Annotated in this window: 15 protein-coding genes; 8 read left to right on the top strand and 7 right to left on the bottom strand. The window is 53.2% G+C overall.

Annotated features, from left to right (window positions below):
* Positions 1 to 35: 35 nt before the first annotated feature.
* From kbl to waaH, 3 genes are all read left to right on the top strand, one after another.
* Positions 36 to 1,232 (top strand): glycine C-acetyltransferase, encoded by a 1,197-nt coding sequence (gene kbl, locus C4F37_RS06640; protein ID WP_001213845.1) that lies wholly within the window; start codon positions 36 to 38, stop codon positions 1,230 to 1,232.
* Between the two features lie 9 nt (positions 1,233 to 1,241).
* Positions 1,242 to 2,267, top strand: a complete 1,026-nt coding sequence (tdh, locus tag C4F37_RS06635; protein ID WP_000646014.1) for an L-threonine 3-dehydrogenase — start codon at positions 1,242 to 1,244, stop codon at positions 2,265 to 2,267.
* 238 nt (positions 2,268 to 2,505) lie between these two features.
* A complete protein-coding gene (gene waaH, locus C4F37_RS06630) occupies positions 2,506 to 3,540 on the top strand; it encodes a UDP-glucuronate:LPS(HepIII) glycosyltransferase (RefSeq protein ID WP_000982100.1) in 1,035 nt (344 codons plus the stop codon).
* On the opposite strand, the gene C4F37_RS06625 is transcribed toward waaH, so the two are convergent.
* The 3 genes from C4F37_RS06625 to gpmM are packed head-to-tail and all read right to left on the bottom strand — an operon-like array spanning position 3,527 to position 7,327.
* Positions 3,527 to 4,486 (bottom strand): divergent polysaccharide deacetylase family protein, encoded by a 960-nt coding sequence (locus C4F37_RS06625; protein ID WP_000483831.1) that lies wholly within the window; start codon positions 4,484 to 4,486, stop codon positions 3,527 to 3,529. The genes waaH and C4F37_RS06625 overlap by 14 nt on opposite strands.
* A gap of 3 nt (positions 4,487 to 4,489) precedes the next feature.
* A complete protein-coding gene (gene envC, locus C4F37_RS06620) occupies positions 4,490 to 5,749 on the bottom strand; it encodes a murein hydrolase activator EnvC (RefSeq protein WP_000196262.1) in 1,260 nt (419 codons plus the stop codon).
* 33 nt (positions 5,750 to 5,782) lie between these two features.
* Positions 5,783 to 7,327 (bottom strand): 2,3-bisphosphoglycerate-independent phosphoglycerate mutase, encoded by a 1,545-nt coding sequence (gene gpmM / locus C4F37_RS06615; protein ID WP_000116566.1) that lies wholly within the window; start codon positions 7,325 to 7,327, stop codon positions 5,783 to 5,785.
* A 244-nt stretch (positions 7,328 to 7,571) separates the two neighbouring features.
* Here gpmM and C4F37_RS06605 point away from each other — a divergent pair, with 244 nt between their 5' ends.
* From C4F37_RS06605 to cysE, 5 genes are all read left to right on the top strand, one after another.
* Positions 7,572 to 8,003 (top strand): rhodanese-like domain-containing protein, encoded by a 432-nt coding sequence (locus C4F37_RS06605; RefSeq protein WP_001156181.1) that lies wholly within the window; start codon positions 7,572 to 7,574, stop codon positions 8,001 to 8,003.
* A 140-nt stretch (positions 8,004 to 8,143) separates the two neighbouring features.
* Positions 8,144 to 8,395, top strand: coding sequence for a glutaredoxin 3 (gene grxC, locus C4F37_RS06600; protein ID WP_000024392.1), 252 nt, complete (start codon positions 8,144 to 8,146; stop codon positions 8,393 to 8,395).
* A gap of 62 nt (positions 8,396 to 8,457) precedes the next feature.
* Positions 8,458 to 8,925, top strand: coding sequence for a protein-export chaperone SecB (secB, locus tag C4F37_RS06595; protein WP_000003382.1), 468 nt, complete (start codon positions 8,458 to 8,460; stop codon positions 8,923 to 8,925).
* The gene (gpsA, locus tag C4F37_RS06590; RefSeq protein WP_001076194.1) at positions 8,925 to 9,944 is read left to right on the top strand and encodes an NAD(P)H-dependent glycerol-3-phosphate dehydrogenase; all 1,020 of its coding nucleotides are present in this window, start codon (positions 8,925 to 8,927) and stop codon (positions 9,942 to 9,944) included. The genes secB and gpsA overlap by 1 nt, the downstream gene beginning before the upstream one ends.
* A 79-nt stretch (positions 9,945 to 10,023) precedes the next feature.
* Complete coding sequence (cysE, locus tag C4F37_RS06585; protein ID WP_001540075.1) at positions 10,024 to 10,845, top strand: serine O-acetyltransferase; 822 nt, start codon at positions 10,024 to 10,026, stop codon at positions 10,843 to 10,845.
* Between the two features lie 54 nt (positions 10,846 to 10,899).
* Here the strand turns inward: cysE and trmL are convergent, their stop codons facing one another.
* Genes trmL through lldP form a run of 4 tightly spaced genes read right to left on the bottom strand, consistent with a single transcriptional unit; the run spans position 10,900 to position 15,039 of the window.
* Entirely contained in the window at positions 10,900 to 11,373 is a 474-nt protein-coding gene (gene trmL, locus C4F37_RS06580; RefSeq protein ID WP_000932347.1) for a tRNA (uridine(34)/cytosine(34)/5-carboxymethylaminomethyluridine(34)-2'-O)-methyltransferase TrmL, read from the bottom strand.
* Positions 11,374 to 11,420: 47 nt separating this feature from the next.
* Positions 11,421 to 12,611: a quinone-dependent L-lactate dehydrogenase gene (gene lldD / locus C4F37_RS06575; RefSeq protein ID WP_000586971.1), complete on the bottom strand. Its 1,191-nt coding sequence runs from the start codon at positions 12,609 to 12,611 to the stop codon at positions 11,421 to 11,423.
* Positions 12,608 to 13,384 carry a transcriptional regulator LldR gene (gene lldR / locus C4F37_RS06570; protein WP_001304974.1) on the bottom strand — a complete coding sequence of 259 codons (777 nt, stop codon included), beginning with the start codon at positions 13,382 to 13,384 and terminating at the stop codon, positions 12,608 to 12,610. Before lldR ends, lldD begins: the two co-directional genes overlap by 4 nt.
* A complete protein-coding gene (gene lldP, locus C4F37_RS06565; RefSeq protein WP_001297977.1) occupies positions 13,384 to 15,039 on the bottom strand; it encodes an L-lactate permease in 1,656 nt (551 codons plus the stop codon). Before lldP ends, lldR begins: the two co-directional genes overlap by 1 nt.
* Positions 15,040 to 15,120 lie beyond the last annotated feature (81 nt).

The raw sequence follows: 15,120 nt of genomic DNA, 5'->3' as shown, positions 1-15,120 counted from the left end.
TATGTGCTGGAATTTGCCCTGTCTGGAGAATCGCAATGCGTGGAGAATTTTATCAGCAGTTAACCAACGATCTGGAAACCGCACGGGCGGAAGGGTTGTTTAAAGAAGAGCGCATTATTACGTCTGCGCAGCAAGCAGATATCACTGTGGCTGATGGAAGCCACGTCATTAACTTTTGTGCCAACAACTATCTCGGACTGGCGAATCATCCGGATCTGATTGCGGCGGCAAAGGCGGGAATGGATTCTCACGGTTTCGGCATGGCTTCGGTGCGTTTTATTTGCGGCACTCAGGACAGCCATAAAGAGCTTGAACAAAAACTGGCGGCCTTCCTGGGGATGGAAGATGCGATTCTCTACTCTTCCTGCTTTGATGCTAACGGCGGCCTGTTTGAAACGCTGCTGAGCGCGGAGGACGCCATTATCTCCGACGCACTGAACCACGCGTCTATTATTGATGGTGTGCGTCTGTGTAAAGCCAAACGCTATCGTTATGCCAACAACGATATGCAGGAGCTGGAAGCACGTCTGAAAGAAGCGCGTGAAGCCGGTGCGCGTCATGTGCTGATTGCCACCGATGGTGTGTTCTCGATGGACGGCGTGATTGCCAACCTGAAGGGCGTTTGCGATCTGGCAGATAAATACGATGCCCTGGTGATGGTAGACGACTCCCACGCGGTCGGTTTTGTCGGTGAAAATGGTCGTGGTTCCCATGAATACTGCGATGTGATGGGACGTGTAGACATCATTACCGGTACGTTGGGTAAAGCGTTGGGCGGGGCTTCTGGTGGTTATACCGCGGCGCGCAAAGAAGTGGTTGAGTGGCTGCGCCAGCGTTCTCGTCCGTACCTGTTCTCCAACTCGCTGGCACCAGCGATTGTCGCCGCATCCATCAAAGTGCTGGAGATGGTCGAAGCGGGTAGCGAGCTGCGTGACCGTCTGTGGGCGAACGCGCGTCAGTTCCGTGAGCAAATGTCGGCGGCGGGCTTTACCCTGGCGGGAGCCGATCACGCCATTATTCCGGTCATGCTTGGTGATGCGGTAGTGGCGCAGAAATTTGCCCGTGAGCTGCAAAAAGAGGGCATTTACGTCACCGGTTTCTTCTATCCGGTCGTTCCTAAAGGTCAGGCGCGTATTCGTACCCAGATGTCTGCGGCGCATACCCCTGAGCAAATTACGCGTGCAGTAGAAGCATTCACGCGTATTGGTAAACAACTGGGCGTTATCGCCTGAGGGTGTGAGATGAAAGCGTTATCCAAACTGAAAGCGGAAGAGGGCATCTGGATGACCGACGTTCCTGTACCGGAACTCGGGCATAACGATCTGCTGATTAAAATCCGTAAAACAGCCATCTGCGGGACTGACGTTCACATCTATAACTGGGATGAGTGGTCGCAAAAAACCATCCCGGTGCCGATGGTCGTGGGCCATGAATATGTCGGTGAAGTGGTAGGTATTGGTCAGGAAGTGAAAGGCTTCAAGATTGGCGATCGCGTTTCTGGCGAAGGCCATATCACCTGCGGTCACTGTCGCAACTGTCGTGGCGGTCGTACCCATCTGTGCCGCAACACGATCGGCGTCGGTGTTAACCGTCCGGGCTGCTTCGCCGAGTATCTGGTGATTCCGGCGTTCAACGCCTTCAAAATCCCGGACAATATCTCCGACGACCTGGCTTCCATTTTTGATCCCTTCGGTAACGCCGTGCATACCGCGCTGTCGTTCGATCTGGTTGGCGAGGATGTGCTGGTCTCTGGTGCAGGTCCGATAGGTATTATGGCTGCGGCGGTGGCGAAACACGTTGGTGCACGCAATGTGGTGATCACTGATGTTAACGAATACCGCCTTGAGCTGGCACGCAAAATGGGTATCACCCGTGCGGTTAACGTCGCTAAAGAAAACCTTAATGATGTGATGGCAGAACTGGGCATGACCGAAGGCTTTGATGTCGGTCTGGAAATGTCCGGTGCGCCGCCAGCGTTTCGTACCATGCTCGACACCATGAACCACGGCGGTCGTATTGCGATGCTGGGTATTCCACCGTCCGATATGTCTATCGACTGGACCAAAGTAATCTTTAAAGGCTTGTTCATTAAAGGTATTTACGGTCGTGAGATGTTTGAAACCTGGTACAAGATGGCGGCGCTGATTCAGTCTGGCCTCGATCTCTCGCCGATCATTACCCATCGTTTCTCTATCGATGATTTCCAGAAGGGCTTTGATGCCATGCGTTCGGGCCAGTCCGGGAAAGTTATTCTGAGCTGGGATTAACACGAACAAGGGCTGGTATTCCAGCCCTTTTGCCTGAGGATAATCCGTTAAATATGTAAAATCCTGTCAGTGTAATCAAGAGTTCGTAATTGCGCTGATCTCTTATATAGCTGCTCTCATTATCTCTCTACCCTGACGTGACTCTCTCACCGGTAAAAATAATATCTCACAGGCTTAATAGTTTCTTAATACAAAGCCTGTAAAACGTCAGGATAACTTCAGAGGTCGTCGGTAATTTATGATGAACAGCACCAATAAACTTAGTGTTATTATTCCGTTATATAATGCGGGCGATGATTTCCGCACTTGTATGGAATCTTTAATTACGCAAACATGGACTGCTCTGGAAATCATTATTATTAACGATGGTTCAACGGATAATTCTGTTGAAATAGCAAAGCATTACGCAGAAAACTATCCGCACGTTCGTTTGTTGCATCAGGCGAATGCTGGCGCATCGGTGGCGCGTAATCGTGGGATTGAAGTGGCAACGGGAAAATATGTCGCTTTTGTCGATGCTGACGATGAGGTGTATCCCACCATGTACGAAACGCTGATGACCATGGCGTTAGAGGACGACCTCGACGTGGCGCAGTGCAACGCTGATTGGTGTTTTCGTGAAACGGGTGAAACCTGGCAATCCATCCCTACCGATCGCCTTCGCTCAACCGGTGTATTAACTGGTCCGGACTGGCTGCGGATGGGACTTTCTTCCCGCCGTTGGACACACGTGGTCTGGATGGGGGTTTATCGCCGCGATGTTATTGTTAAAAATAACATTAAATTTATTGCCGGATTACATCATCAGGATATTGTCTGGACAACAGAATTTATGTTTAACGCGCTGCGTGCGCGATATACCGAGCAATCATTATATAAATATTATCTGCATAATACGTCAGTGAGTCGGTTGAACAGACAAGGGAATAAAAACCTTAATTATCAACGTCACTATATTAAGATTACCCGCCTGCTGGAGAAATTAAATCGAAATTATGCTGACAAAATTACGATTTATCCGGAATTTCATCAGCAAATAACCTACGAAGCATTGCGTGTTTGCCATGCGGTGCGCAAAGAGCCGGATATTATTACCCGCCAACGGATGATTGCTGAGATATTTACTTCCGGTATGTATAAGCGCCTGATTACCAATGTGCGCAGCGTGAAGGTGGGTTACCAGGCGTTACTGTGGTCTTTCCGCTTATGGCAATGGCGCGACAAAACGCGGTCGCACCATCGCATTACGCGTAGCGCCTTTAATTTGCGCTAGCGTTAAGTTTTGCCGCTTCGGGCTGTTTGCCCCAGCCTTGCCACTGATGCTGGAAGTAAACGATCAGCGTGCTCTGGCTGATGCTTTCGCTTAATACTTCAAAGAAGCGATTAGCATAAACAGGTTCCAGCGGCTTCTTCGGTTTGCACAGCTTCACGCCACGGAATGGATTACGCGGTGTGTCGGGCACAGTGTTTTTCGGCGGTGTAGACGTATCAACCTGCGGTTCATTCAGCAAGCTGCTGGCTTTCACCAGCGTAATGTCTGGCGGCAGGTTATAAACCATCTGTTGTAGCACGCGTACCGTTGAAGGGTGAGGATGTCCAATGGCAATGGTTGAACCGTTGCGACGCGCCAGGTCAATTGCGCGATTGAATTGCACACGGATGTCCGCTTCATTTTGCGAATCGTCGAGGAACACCTTCCGTTTGATCACCTTCACGCCAGTGCCTTGCGCGGCGCGCATCGCCTGGGTATTACCGATGGTTACGCTGTCGAGGAAGTAAAGATTGTAACGCTCCAGCGCCTGCATCACTTTCTGCATACCAAACAGGTTAGAGGTCATCTTGCTGCCCATGTGGTTGTTGATCCCCACGGCATAGGGCACGTTATTGACCGCACTACGAATAATGCGCTCAATTTCGTCGCTGCTCATCTCCGGGCGTAGCGTATTTTTCTCCAGCGGCTGTTTACTCAGTGGTGCCATCGGTAGATGAATCAACACTTCGTGACCGCTGTTATGTGCTTTGGTCGCCATCTCTCTGGCGTGCGGTGAATCGGGTAATACAGCGACGGAGATAGCGGAAGGCATCGCCAGCACCTGGTTTTCGTTGTGCGGGCGATACCCAAAATCATCAATGACGATGGCAAGTTTGCCAGCAATTACGGGGGAGGAGAGCGCCAACAGGGCGGCAAATGCAAGAACGTTACGACGAAATGGAAACAAAACTTATCTTCCCAACCACGGCTGTGGATTGACCGCCTGACCCTGGCGGCGAATTTCGAAATAGAGTGAAGGTCTGCCCTGACCGCCACTGCTGCCCACCAGTGCAATCGGCTGGCCCGCGCGAACCTGCGAACCAACGCTCACCAGTGCGCTCTGATTATAGCCGTAAAGACTCATGTCGCCTTTACCATGCTCAACCACCACCACCAGACCGTAGCCTTGCAGCCAGTCAGCCAGAATCACCCGACCGTCGGCAATTGCTTTAACTTCAGTACCTTCAGAGGCACCGATAACCATTCCTTTCCAGCGTAATTCACCCTGTAGCTGCTCGCCATAGCGATGCAGCGTCGGCCCGCGAACTGGCCAGAATGCCTGACCACGCGGCGCACCCAGACCACCGGTACGGGACATCAGCGATTTTTCGCTTTCGGTCGGCTTGTAGGTGGTGCCTTTGCGCGTCGCTTCTTTCTGGCGGTCGCGAACCGCCTGGGCTTCGCGCGCTTCACGTTCAGCACGCGCTTTCGCCGCGGCTTCCGCACGGGCAATGCTGTTACGCAGACGGGATTCGTTGGCGCGCAGCTCGCTCAACTGTTGCTGACCTTGCTGGATGGAAGACTCCAGCCCTGCCAGTGTTTTCTTACGCTCGCTCAACACCTGGGTCAGCTTCGCCTGTTGGGCGCGCTGCTCATATAAAAGCGTTTGTTGCTCGCTCTGTTTCTCTTCCAGTTCGGCACGCTGCATAGCGACTTCTTCACGCGTTTGTTTCAACTGAGCAATGGTTTCTTGTCGCGCCTGGTTGAGATAGCCGAAATAAGCCTGTAACCGCTGCCCACGCTGGCTTTCTTCACCGCTGAGAATCAGCTGAATACCGGTATGTTCACCCTGACGAAACGCGGCATCCAGTTGCGCGGCGAGGCTGCGCTCCTGGGCGGCTTTTTGCTGCTCTAGTTTGGCAATCGACGCGTTCATCTCATCAATCTGTTTATTCAATTGATTAAGCGTGTTTTGCGTTTCGCGCAGTTTACGGGTGGCTTCAGAGATCGCTTCTTCCTGCTTTTTCAATTGTGCGAGCAGGCTTGCGCGTTGTTGTTGCTTTTGGCGTACCGCGCGCTCTTTCGCGGCGATGTCAGCCTGAATGGATTTGAGTTGGTCACGCTCATCCGCGTGGGCGGAAAAGGCGCACAACAATACGCCAGCGCTCAGAACGCTGGCGTAGATGATGGGCCTGATTGCAAACCTGCGCGGTTTCACGGCCCGTGTCATGGTATTAATCGCCTTTCCCCTCATGGGGAGGGATTATTCCACGATGAACAGCGGCTTACCAGTCATCTCTTGCGGGATTTCCATACCCATCAGCGACAACATGGTCGGCGCGATGTCAGAAAGTTTGCCGCCTTCAACCGCTTTCACGTTCTTATCACCAACGTAAATCAGCGGAACTGGCAGGTTGGTGTGTGCTGTGTGTGCCTGACCCGTTGCCGGATCGCGCATCTGTTCAGCGTTACCGTGGTCAGCGGTGATCAGCAGTTGTCCACCCACGGACTCAACCGCTTTCGCGACTTCTTCCACGCAGTGATCCAGCGCTTCAACCGCTTTAACCGCCGCTTCCATCACTCCGGTGTGACCTACCATGTCGCCGTTCGGATAGTTACAGATAATGGTGTCGTATTTGCCGCTCTTGATTGCCGCAACCAGTTTTTCGGTCAGCTCTGCGGAGCTCATTTCCGGTTGCAGATCGTAGGTAGCCACTTTCGGTGAGTTGATCAGAATGCGATCTTCGCCTTTGAACGACTCTTCTACGCCACCGTTGAAGAAGAAAGTAACGTGGGCATATTTTTCGGTTTCGGAAATACGCAGCTGAGTTTTGTCGTTTTTCGCCATCCATTCGCCGAAGGTGTTAACCAGGGAAGCGGGTGGGTAAGCCACTGCGGTTTTGATGTCGGCAGCGTATTCGGTCAGCATCACGAAATCGACGTTAACCACTTTCTTACGCGCGAAGCCATCGAAATCAGCGTTCACGAAAGCACGAGTGATTTCACGCGCGCGGTCAGCACGGAAGTTCATGAAAATCAGCGCATCGCCGTCTTCCATTGCTGCATCTGGCTGACCTTCTGCACGAATAACGGTCGCTTTCACGAACTCGTCGTTTTCGTCGCGAGCATAAGCAGCCTGCAAACCGGCAACGGCGGTATCGGCCTGGAACTCACCTTGTGCCAGAGTCAGCAGGTCATAAGCTTTTTCAACGCGATCCCAACGGTTATCGCGGTCCATCGCGTAGTAACGACCAATGATGGACGCTACGCGGCCTTTACCCAGCGCGGCAAATTTCTCTTCGAATTTTTTCAGCGAGGATTCAGCACTGCGCGGCGGAGTGTCGCGACCGTCAAGGAATGCGTGCAGGTAGATTTTTTCTGCGCCGCGTTCAGCGGCCAGTTCTACCATCGCCATGATGTGATCTTCGTGGCTGTGTACGCCGCCTGCGGAGAGCAGACCCATAATGTGAACTGCTTTGCCTGCGTTTTTCGCTTTATCTACCGCGCCAGTCAGTACCGGGTTAGCGAAGAAAGCGCGATCTTTGATTTCAACGTCCAGACGAGTCAGGTCCTGATACACGATGCGGCCGGCACCCAGGTTAACGTGGCCCACTTCGGAGTTACCCATCTGACGGTCAGGCAGACCGACTTCCAGACCGGAAGCGTCGATCAGGGTATGCGGACGATTGGCCCACAGTGCATCCATTACCGGGGTTTTAGCACTAAAAATGGCGTTATCCTGCTGTTCTTCACGATAGCCATAGCCATCCAGAATCACCAGTACCATAGGTTTTTTAGAAACCGACATTGCGACAACCTCATACTCAAGAGTCAAAATTTGCGTAATTTTACTACAGCTGAATCGATAAAATAGCCTCTGAAGATCAAAATATACGACCGCTCGCGGCAAGCCGATGCCAGATTTGCGCTTTTTTTTCGTCGCGCCCCGCAAAATTGCATTCCAGTTAACGCGCTGGCTGTATTTGCCGCACCGCGCAGGTATACTCCTTTCCTGGTTTTTTTAATCACTACGTCGGGAGTTGTTACCCCCCATGCAAGAAATTATGCAATTTGTTGGCCGTCATCCCATACTGAGTATCGCCTGGATCGCGTTACTGGTGGCGGTTCTTGTGACTACGTTTAAGAGCCTGACCTCGAAAGTGAAGGTGATTACTCGTGGTGAAGCTACGCGTCTGATCAACAAAGAAGACGCTGTGGTTGTGGATTTACGTCAGCGTGATGACTTCCGTAAAGGCCATATCGCAGGTTCTATCAACCTGTTGCCGAGCGAAATCAAAGCCAACAATGTTGGTGAGCTTGAGAAGCACAAAGACAAACCGGTTATCGTGGTAGATGGTTCTGGCATGCAGTGCCAGGAGCCTGCAAACGCGCTGACGAAAGCTGGTTTTGCGCAAGTATTCGTACTGAAAGAAGGCGTCGCTGGCTGGGCTGGCGAAAACTTGCCTTTGGTGCGCGGCAAATAATTTACCTGTCGTCTTTCATGATGCAGGCCGTTAGCTGCAATTAGGCCCCCAGCGACTTATTGATATAAGCTTCTGGGGACACTCCATTTTGCTGCCGCCCTGCAACATGAAATTTCAGGGTAAAAAACAGGAGCTAATTTATGGCCAATGTTGAAATCTATACCAAAGAAACCTGCCCGTATTGCCATCGTGCAAAAGCACTGCTGAGCAGCAAGGGCGTGAGTTTTCAGGAGTTGCCGATCGATGGCAATGCCGCTAAGCGTGAAGAGATGATCAAACGCAGTGGTCGCACCACGGTTCCACAGATTTTTATTGACGCACAGCACATTGGTGGCTGTGATGACTTGTATGCATTGGATGCACGTGGTGGACTGGATCCCCTGCTGAAATAACGTGTGAACGTTGGCATTACATTGCGCAGTATTTAAGGACAACACTTAAGGGTTTTCTACACATGTCAGAACAAAACAACACCGAAATGACTTTCCAGATCCAACGTATTTATACCAAGGATATTTCTTTCGAAGCGCCGAACGCGCCGCACGTTTTCCAGAAAGATTGGCAACCAGAAGTTAAACTTGATCTGGATACGGCATCTACTCAACTGGCAGATGACGTTTACGAAGTGGTACTGCGTGTTACCGTAACGGCCTCCCTGGGCGAAGAAACCGCGTTCCTGTGTGAAGTTCAGCAGGGCGGTATTTTCTCCATCGCGGGTATCGAAGGCACCCAGATGGCACATTGCCTGGGCGCATACTGCCCGAACATTCTGTTCCCGTATGCTCGTGAGTGCATCACCAGCATGGTATCCCGCGGTACATTCCCGCAACTGAACCTTGCGCCGGTTAACTTCGATGCGCTGTTCATGAACTATTTGCAGCAGCAGGCTGGCGAAGGTACTGAAGAACATCAGGATGCCTGATGAACCAACGTAATGCTTCAATGACTGTGATCGGTGCCGGCTCGTACGGCACCGCTCTTGCCATCACCCTGGCAAGAAATGGCCACGAGGTTGTCCTCTGGGGCCATGACCCTGAACATATCGCAACGCTTGAACGCGACCGCTGTAACGCCGCGTTTCTCCCCGATGTGCCTTTTCCCGATACGCTCCATCTTGAAAGCGATCTCGCCACTGCGCTGGCAGCCAGCCGTAATATTCTCGTCGTCGTACCCAGCCATGTCTTTGGTGAAGTGCTGCGCCAGATTAAACCGCTGATGCGTCCTGATGCGCGTCTGGTGTGGGCGACCAAAGGGCTGGAAGCAGAAACCGGACGTCTGTTACAGGACGTGGCGCGTGAGGCCTTAGGCGATCAAATTCCGCTGGCGGTTATCTCTGGCCCAACGTTTGCGAAAGAACTGGCGGCAGGTTTACCGACGGCCATTTCGCTGGCCTCGACGGACCAGACCTTTGCCGATGACCTCCAGCAATTGCTGCACTGTGGCAAAAGTTTCCGCGTTTACAGCAACCCGGATTTCATCGGTGTGCAGCTTGGCGGTGCGGTGAAAAACGTCATTGCCATTGGCGCGGGGATGTCCGACGGTATCGGTTTTGGCGCGAATGCGCGTACGGCGCTGATCACCCGTGGACTGGCTGAAATGTCGCGTCTTGGCGCGGCGCTGGGTGCCGATCCTGCCACCTTTATGGGAATGGCGGGGCTGGGCGATCTGGTGCTTACCTGTACCGACAACCAGTCGCGTAACCGCCGTTTTGGCATGATGCTCGGTCAGGGCATGGATGTACAAAGCGCGCAGGAGAAAATTGGTCAAGTGGTGGAAGGCTACCGCAATACGAAAGAAGTCCGCGAACTGGCGCATCGCTTCGGCGTTGAAATGCCAATAACCGAGGAAATTTATCAAGTATTATATTGCGGAAAAAACGCGCGCGAGGCAGCATTGACTTTACTAGGTCGTGCACGCAAGGACGAGCGCAGCAGCCACTAAACCCAGGGAACCTTTGTTACCACTATGACCCGGCCCGCGCAGAACGGGTCGGTCATTATCTTATCGTGTGGAGTAAGCAATGTCGTGTGAAGAACTGGAAATTGTCTGGAACAATATTAAAGCCGAAGCCAGAACGCTGGCGGATTGTGAGCCAATGCTGGCCAGTTTTTACCACGCGACGCTACTCAAGCACGAAAACCTGGGCAGTGCACTGAGCTACATGCTGGCGAACAAGCTGTCATCGCCAATTATGCCTGCCATTGCTATCCGCGAAGTGGTGGAAGAGGCCTACGCCGCCGACCCGGAAATGATCGCTTCTGCGGCCTGTGATATTCAGGCAGTGCGTACCCGCGACCCGGCGGTGGATAAATACTCAACCCCGTTGCTATATCTGAAGGGTTTTCATGCTTTGCAGGCGTATCGCATCGGTCACTGGTTGTGGAATCAGGGCCGTCGCGCGCAGGCTATTTTTCTACAAAACCAGGTCTCTGTAACGTTCCAGGTTGATATACACCCGGCAGCAAAAATTGGTCGCGGTATCATGCTCGACCACGCGACAGGCATCGTCGTTGGTGAAACGGCGGTGATTGAAAACGACGTATCGATTCTGCAATCTGTGACGCTTGGCGGTACGGGTAAATCTGGTGGTGACCGTCACCCGAAAATTCGTGAAGGCGTGATGATTGGCGCGGGCGCGAAAATTCTCGGCAATATTGAAGTTGGGCGCGGCGCGAAGATTGGCGCAGGTTCCGTGGTGCTGCAACCGGTGCCGCCGCACACCACTGCCGCTGGCGTTCCGGCACGCATTGTCGGCAAGCCGGATAGCGATAAACCGTCAATGGATATGGATCAGCATTTCAACGGCATTAACCATACGTTTGAGTATGGTGATGGGATCTGACATTCTGTGATCGTGCCGGATGCGGCGTGAACGCCTTATCCGGCCTACCGCATCTTAATCTCTCAACACCGCTCCCGGATACCCCAGCTGGCGCCAGGCTTCATACACCACCACCGACACCGCATTGGACAGGTTCATGCTGCGGCTGTCCGGCACCATTGGAATACGAATTTTTTGTTCAGCGGGCAGGGCATCAAGAATGCTCGCTGGCAGGCCGCGTGTTTCCGGGCCGAACATCAGATAATCGCCATCCTGATAGCTTACGGCGCTGTGAGCAGGCGTACCTTTCGTGGTGAGGGCAAACAGACGCTGGGGATTTTCTGCTTCGAGAAACGCGCGATAGTCATGATGACGCGTAACGGCGGTAAACTCGTGATAGTCCAGCCCCGCGCGGCGCAGGCGCTTATCGTCCCAGGCAAATCCCATCGGTTCGATGATATGCAGACGAAAGCCGGTATTAGCGCAAAGACGGATGATGTTGCCAGTATTTGGCGGAATTTCTGGTTCGTAAAGTACGATGTTTAGCATACTGCCCCCTTAGTGCGGGGGCAGGATAGCAGATATTCGTCTAACCCTTAAGCTGCATTCCCTTTCGCCATCGGAGCCAGTGCCGCAGGCAACTCTTTACCCAGCCCCTGCACCAGCGAATCTTGCGTAATTTCGCTAATCGATTTCGCGCCAGTCAGCGTCATCGCCACTTTCATCTCTTTTTCGATCAGATTTAGCAGATTAGCTACACCCGCCTGGCCCGCTGTTGCCAGTGCATACAGGAAAGCACGACCCAGCAGTATGGTGTCGGCACCGAGCGCGATCATACGCACGACATCAAGCCCGTTACGTATTCCGCTATCCGCCAGAATGGCGATATCACCTTTCACCGCATCTGCAATAGCAGGCAACGCACGGGCAGAAGACAGCACACCGTCCAGCTGGCGGCCACCGTGGTTAGAAACCACAATTCCATCAGCACCAAAACGTACTGCATCGCGCGCATCTTCCGGATCGAGGATCCCTTTGATCACCATCGGGCCATCCCAGAAATCGCGGATCCACTCAAGGTCTTTCCATGAGATGGACGGATCGAAGTTATTCCCCAGCCAGCCGATGTAATCTTCCAGTCCGGTCGGTTTGCCGAGGTAAGCCGAGATATTACCTAAATCATGCGGACGACCGTTCAGGCCCACATCCCACGCCCATTGCGGATGCGTCACCGCCTGCAAATAGCGGCGCATTGCCGCGTTCGGGCCGCTCATCCCAGAATGCGCATCACGATAACGCGCTCCCGGTGTTGGCATATCCACGGTGAATACCAGCGTCGAACAACCCGCTGCTTTTGCTCGCTCCAGTGCGTTACGCATAAAGCCGCGATCGCGCAGCACATAAAGCTGGAACCACATCGGACGTTTGATAGCCGGAGCCACTTCTTCAATCGGGCAAACGGAAACCGTCGAGAGAGTAAACGGAATGCCATGCGCATCCGCGGCTTTGGCAGCCTGAACTTCGCCGCGTCGCGCATACATGCCACACAAACCTACCGGACCTAGCGCCACCGGCATCGACAGTTTCTCATTAAACAGCGTCGTTTCCAGGCTTAAGTCAGACATGTTTTTCAGAATACGCTGGCGCAGCGCCACTTCTGACAAATCTTCCACGTTGCGGCGCAGCGTGTATTCAGAATATGCCCCCCCATCCATATAGTGGAACAGGAACGGCGGCAGAATGCGTTGCGCTGCGGCGCGATAATCGCTGGCTGCGGAAATAATCATGCGTTTTTCTCCCTCGAATGCTCATTATGGTCACCAGGCAGGCGGGTAATGCGTGCATGGCGAGCCTGATCTTCATCGAATCGTTTCATGGTGGTGTGAACAAAGCTAAGGTGCGCCATCATTGCTTTACGCGCCCCGTCAGCATCACCGGCAAAAATGGCGTCAATGACCGCCTGATGTTGTTCGGTCAGCTGTGAAAAAACTGGGGGTACCAGGTACATCCGCTGGCGGCTATGCTTCACAGAGGATTGCAGGACATCGAAGAAACCGCGCATGGTTTGCAGCAGCACGATGTTATGTGAGGCTTCGGCAATCGCCAGATGAAAACGAACGTCCGCTTGTGAGGCGAGATCCGGGTCTTCGCTGAGCGTTGCTTCAAAACAAAGCTGAATCTTTTCTTTTTCGCCAGGCGTGGCACGCATTGCTGCATGCCATGCGGTGCTGGCTTCAATGGCGTAGCGGGCTTCCAGAATATCGAAACTGTAATCCGGATCATCGGCCATCAGCGTTTTCAGCGGCTGGACGATGTTTTGCTCCGACCATGTGTCATGACGCCAGCGAATAAACGTCCCGCCGCCACGTCGACTGAGCAGCACACCTTCGCTTACCAGTTTCGCCAGCGCCTCGCGCAGTGAATTTCTCGACACGCCGAGTTGCATCGCCAGTTGACGTTCAGCGGGCAACTTCATGCCCGCTTCCAGGTTTTTTTCATCAATCAGCGCCCGCACACGATCGGCAACCTCGTCTGACAGGCGTCTGGGTAAAACAATCATTAAGGAATCATCCACGTTAAGACATAGGCCTGAAGCGTGGTGATCACGCCCACCATACAGGTGAAGATCAGGCTGTGTTTGACAGTAAAGCGGAACAAATCAGACTCTTTGCCCACCAGACCTACCGCCGCACAGGCGATAGCGATAGATTGCGGAGAGATCATTTTGCCGGTGACACCACCGGTGGTGTTGGCAGCAACCAGCAACAAGTCAGAAACGCCAATTTGTTGTGCGGCGGTAGCCTGCAAAGCGGCAAACAAAGCATTAGATGACGTATCCGACCCGGTCAGGAATACCCCAAGCCAGCCGAGGAACGGCGAGAAGAAGGTGAATGCATGACCGGTGTGCGCCAGTGCCAGCGCCAGTGTTGATGACAGTCCTGAATAGTTCGAGATAAAGGCGAATGCCAGCACCATACCGATGGAGTAGATGGGCAGAGCCAGTTCTTTCAGCGTGCTGCCGAAGGTGCTGATAGCGTCAGATGGTTTCATCTTCAGCCAGACAATCGAGAGCAGGGCAGCAAACAGAATGGCGGTGCCAGTGGCAGAGAACCAGTCAAACTTAAACACGGCGGCATACGCTGTCGCTTCGCTGACCACTGGCGGCATACGGGCAACCAGTTTATCGAGGTACGGCACCGGAATGTTGATCACCCACTCATACAGCGCACCGCCTGAAGCGAACAGGGCTTTAAACGGCGGGATACTCCACAGCGTTACGGTGGCGGTCAGGAACAGGAACGGTGTCCAGGCGCGCAGCACCTGACCTGCCGTGTAACCGGTGTGAGCCAGCGTCATATCAACCTGTGACGCCCCTAAGTCACCGAAGCGGAATACGCGAACTGGTTGCCAGCGTTTGAGGAACAGTGTCAGACAGAGCAGCGATACCAGCGAAGAGATAATGTCTGGCAGTTCCGGCCCAATAAAGTTAGAGCTGAGGTATTGAGCGATGGCAAATGAGCCGCCCGCAACCACGACCGCAGGCCAGGTTTCTTTGATACCGCGCCAGCCGTCCATAATCGCCATGATCCAGAACAGCACGATAATGGTCATAAACGGCAGCTGACGCCCCACCATCTGACCAATCTCAAAGCTGTCGATGCCTGTTACCTGCCCGGCGACCAGAATCGGAATACCCATCGCACCAAATGCCACTGGCGCGGTGTTAACAATCAGGCACAGCCCGGCGGCGTACAGTGGTTTAAAGCCCAGACCGACCAGCAATGCGGCGGTAATTGCTACCGGTGCGCCAAAGCCTGCGGCTCCTTCAAGGAAAGCGCCGAAACAGAAACCGACGATCAGCATTTGCAGGCGCTGGTCAGGGGTTATCGAAAGAATAGACGAGCGAATGATGTCAAACTGCCCGGTTTTCACCGAGATCTTATAGACGAACACCGCTGCAATAATGATCCACGCGATGGGCCACAACCCGTAGAAGAAGCCATAAACCACCGAGGCCAGCGCGTTAGCGACCGGCATTTTATAGAACAGCAAAGCCACGGCAAGGGCGATTGCCACCGTCCATGAGGCGGCGACGTATCCTTTCAGTTTGAGCTTAATCAGCGCAAAGAAGAAAAACAGGATGGGAAGCGATGCTATCAGGCTGGAAAGCCAGATATTCCCGGCGGGATCGTAGTTTTGTTGCCAGAGATTCATTGCAGGTCTCCTGGAGTCCACGCACATCGTGTAATGAGTCTGTTGCCCATCTCCTTGTCACACGTTGTGTAAAAGTGGTAC

The organism is Escherichia sp. R1 (genome assembly GCF_003000935.1).
Classification (GTDB): domain Bacteria; phylum Pseudomonadota; class Gammaproteobacteria; order Enterobacterales; family Enterobacteriaceae; genus Escherichia; species Escherichia coli.
Note: the sequence above shows the minus strand (reverse complement) of the source record. Positions and strands in the feature narration are given on the sequence as shown.

Excerpts from the sequence above, each read along its gene's own strand:
- secB (WP_000003382.1), top strand. The coding sequence starts at position 8,458 with ATGTCAGAACAAAACAACACCGAAATGACTTTCCAGATCCAACGTATT.
- lldR (WP_001304974.1), bottom strand. The coding sequence starts at position 13,384 with ATGATTGTTTTACCCAGACGCCTGTCAGACGAGGTTGCCGATCGTGTG.
- tdh (WP_000646014.1), top strand. The coding sequence starts at position 1,242 with ATGAAAGCGTTATCCAAACTGAAAGCGGAAGAGGGCATCTGGATGACC.
- gpmM (WP_000116566.1), bottom strand. The coding sequence starts at position 7,327 with ATGTCGGTTTCTAAAAAACCTATGGTACTGGTGATTCTGGATGGCTAT.
- waaH (WP_000982100.1), top strand. The coding sequence starts at position 2,506 with ATGATGAACAGCACCAATAAACTTAGTGTTATTATTCCGTTATATAAT.
- lldP (WP_001297977.1), bottom strand. The coding sequence starts at position 15,039 with ATGAATCTCTGGCAACAAAACTACGATCCCGCCGGGAATATCTGGCTT.
- kbl (WP_001213845.1), top strand. The coding sequence starts at position 36 with ATGCGTGGAGAATTTTATCAGCAGTTAACCAACGATCTGGAAACCGCA.
- trmL (WP_000932347.1), bottom strand. The coding sequence starts at position 11,373 with ATGCTAAACATCGTACTTTACGAACCAGAAATTCCGCCAAATACTGGC.
- lldD (WP_000586971.1), bottom strand. The coding sequence starts at position 12,611 with ATGATTATTTCCGCAGCCAGCGATTATCGCGCCGCAGCGCAACGCATT.
- grxC (WP_000024392.1), top strand. The coding sequence starts at position 8,144 with ATGGCCAATGTTGAAATCTATACCAAAGAAACCTGCCCGTATTGCCAT.
- cysE (WP_001540075.1), top strand. The coding sequence starts at position 10,024 with ATGTCGTGTGAAGAACTGGAAATTGTCTGGAACAATATTAAAGCCGAA.
- envC (WP_000196262.1), bottom strand. The coding sequence starts at position 5,749 with ATGACACGGGCCGTGAAACCGCGCAGGTTTGCAATCAGGCCCATCATC.
- gpsA (WP_001076194.1), top strand. The coding sequence starts at position 8,925 with ATGAACCAACGTAATGCTTCAATGACTGTGATCGGTGCCGGCTCGTAC.
- C4F37_RS06605 (WP_001156181.1), top strand. The coding sequence starts at position 7,572 with ATGCAAGAAATTATGCAATTTGTTGGCCGTCATCCCATACTGAGTATC.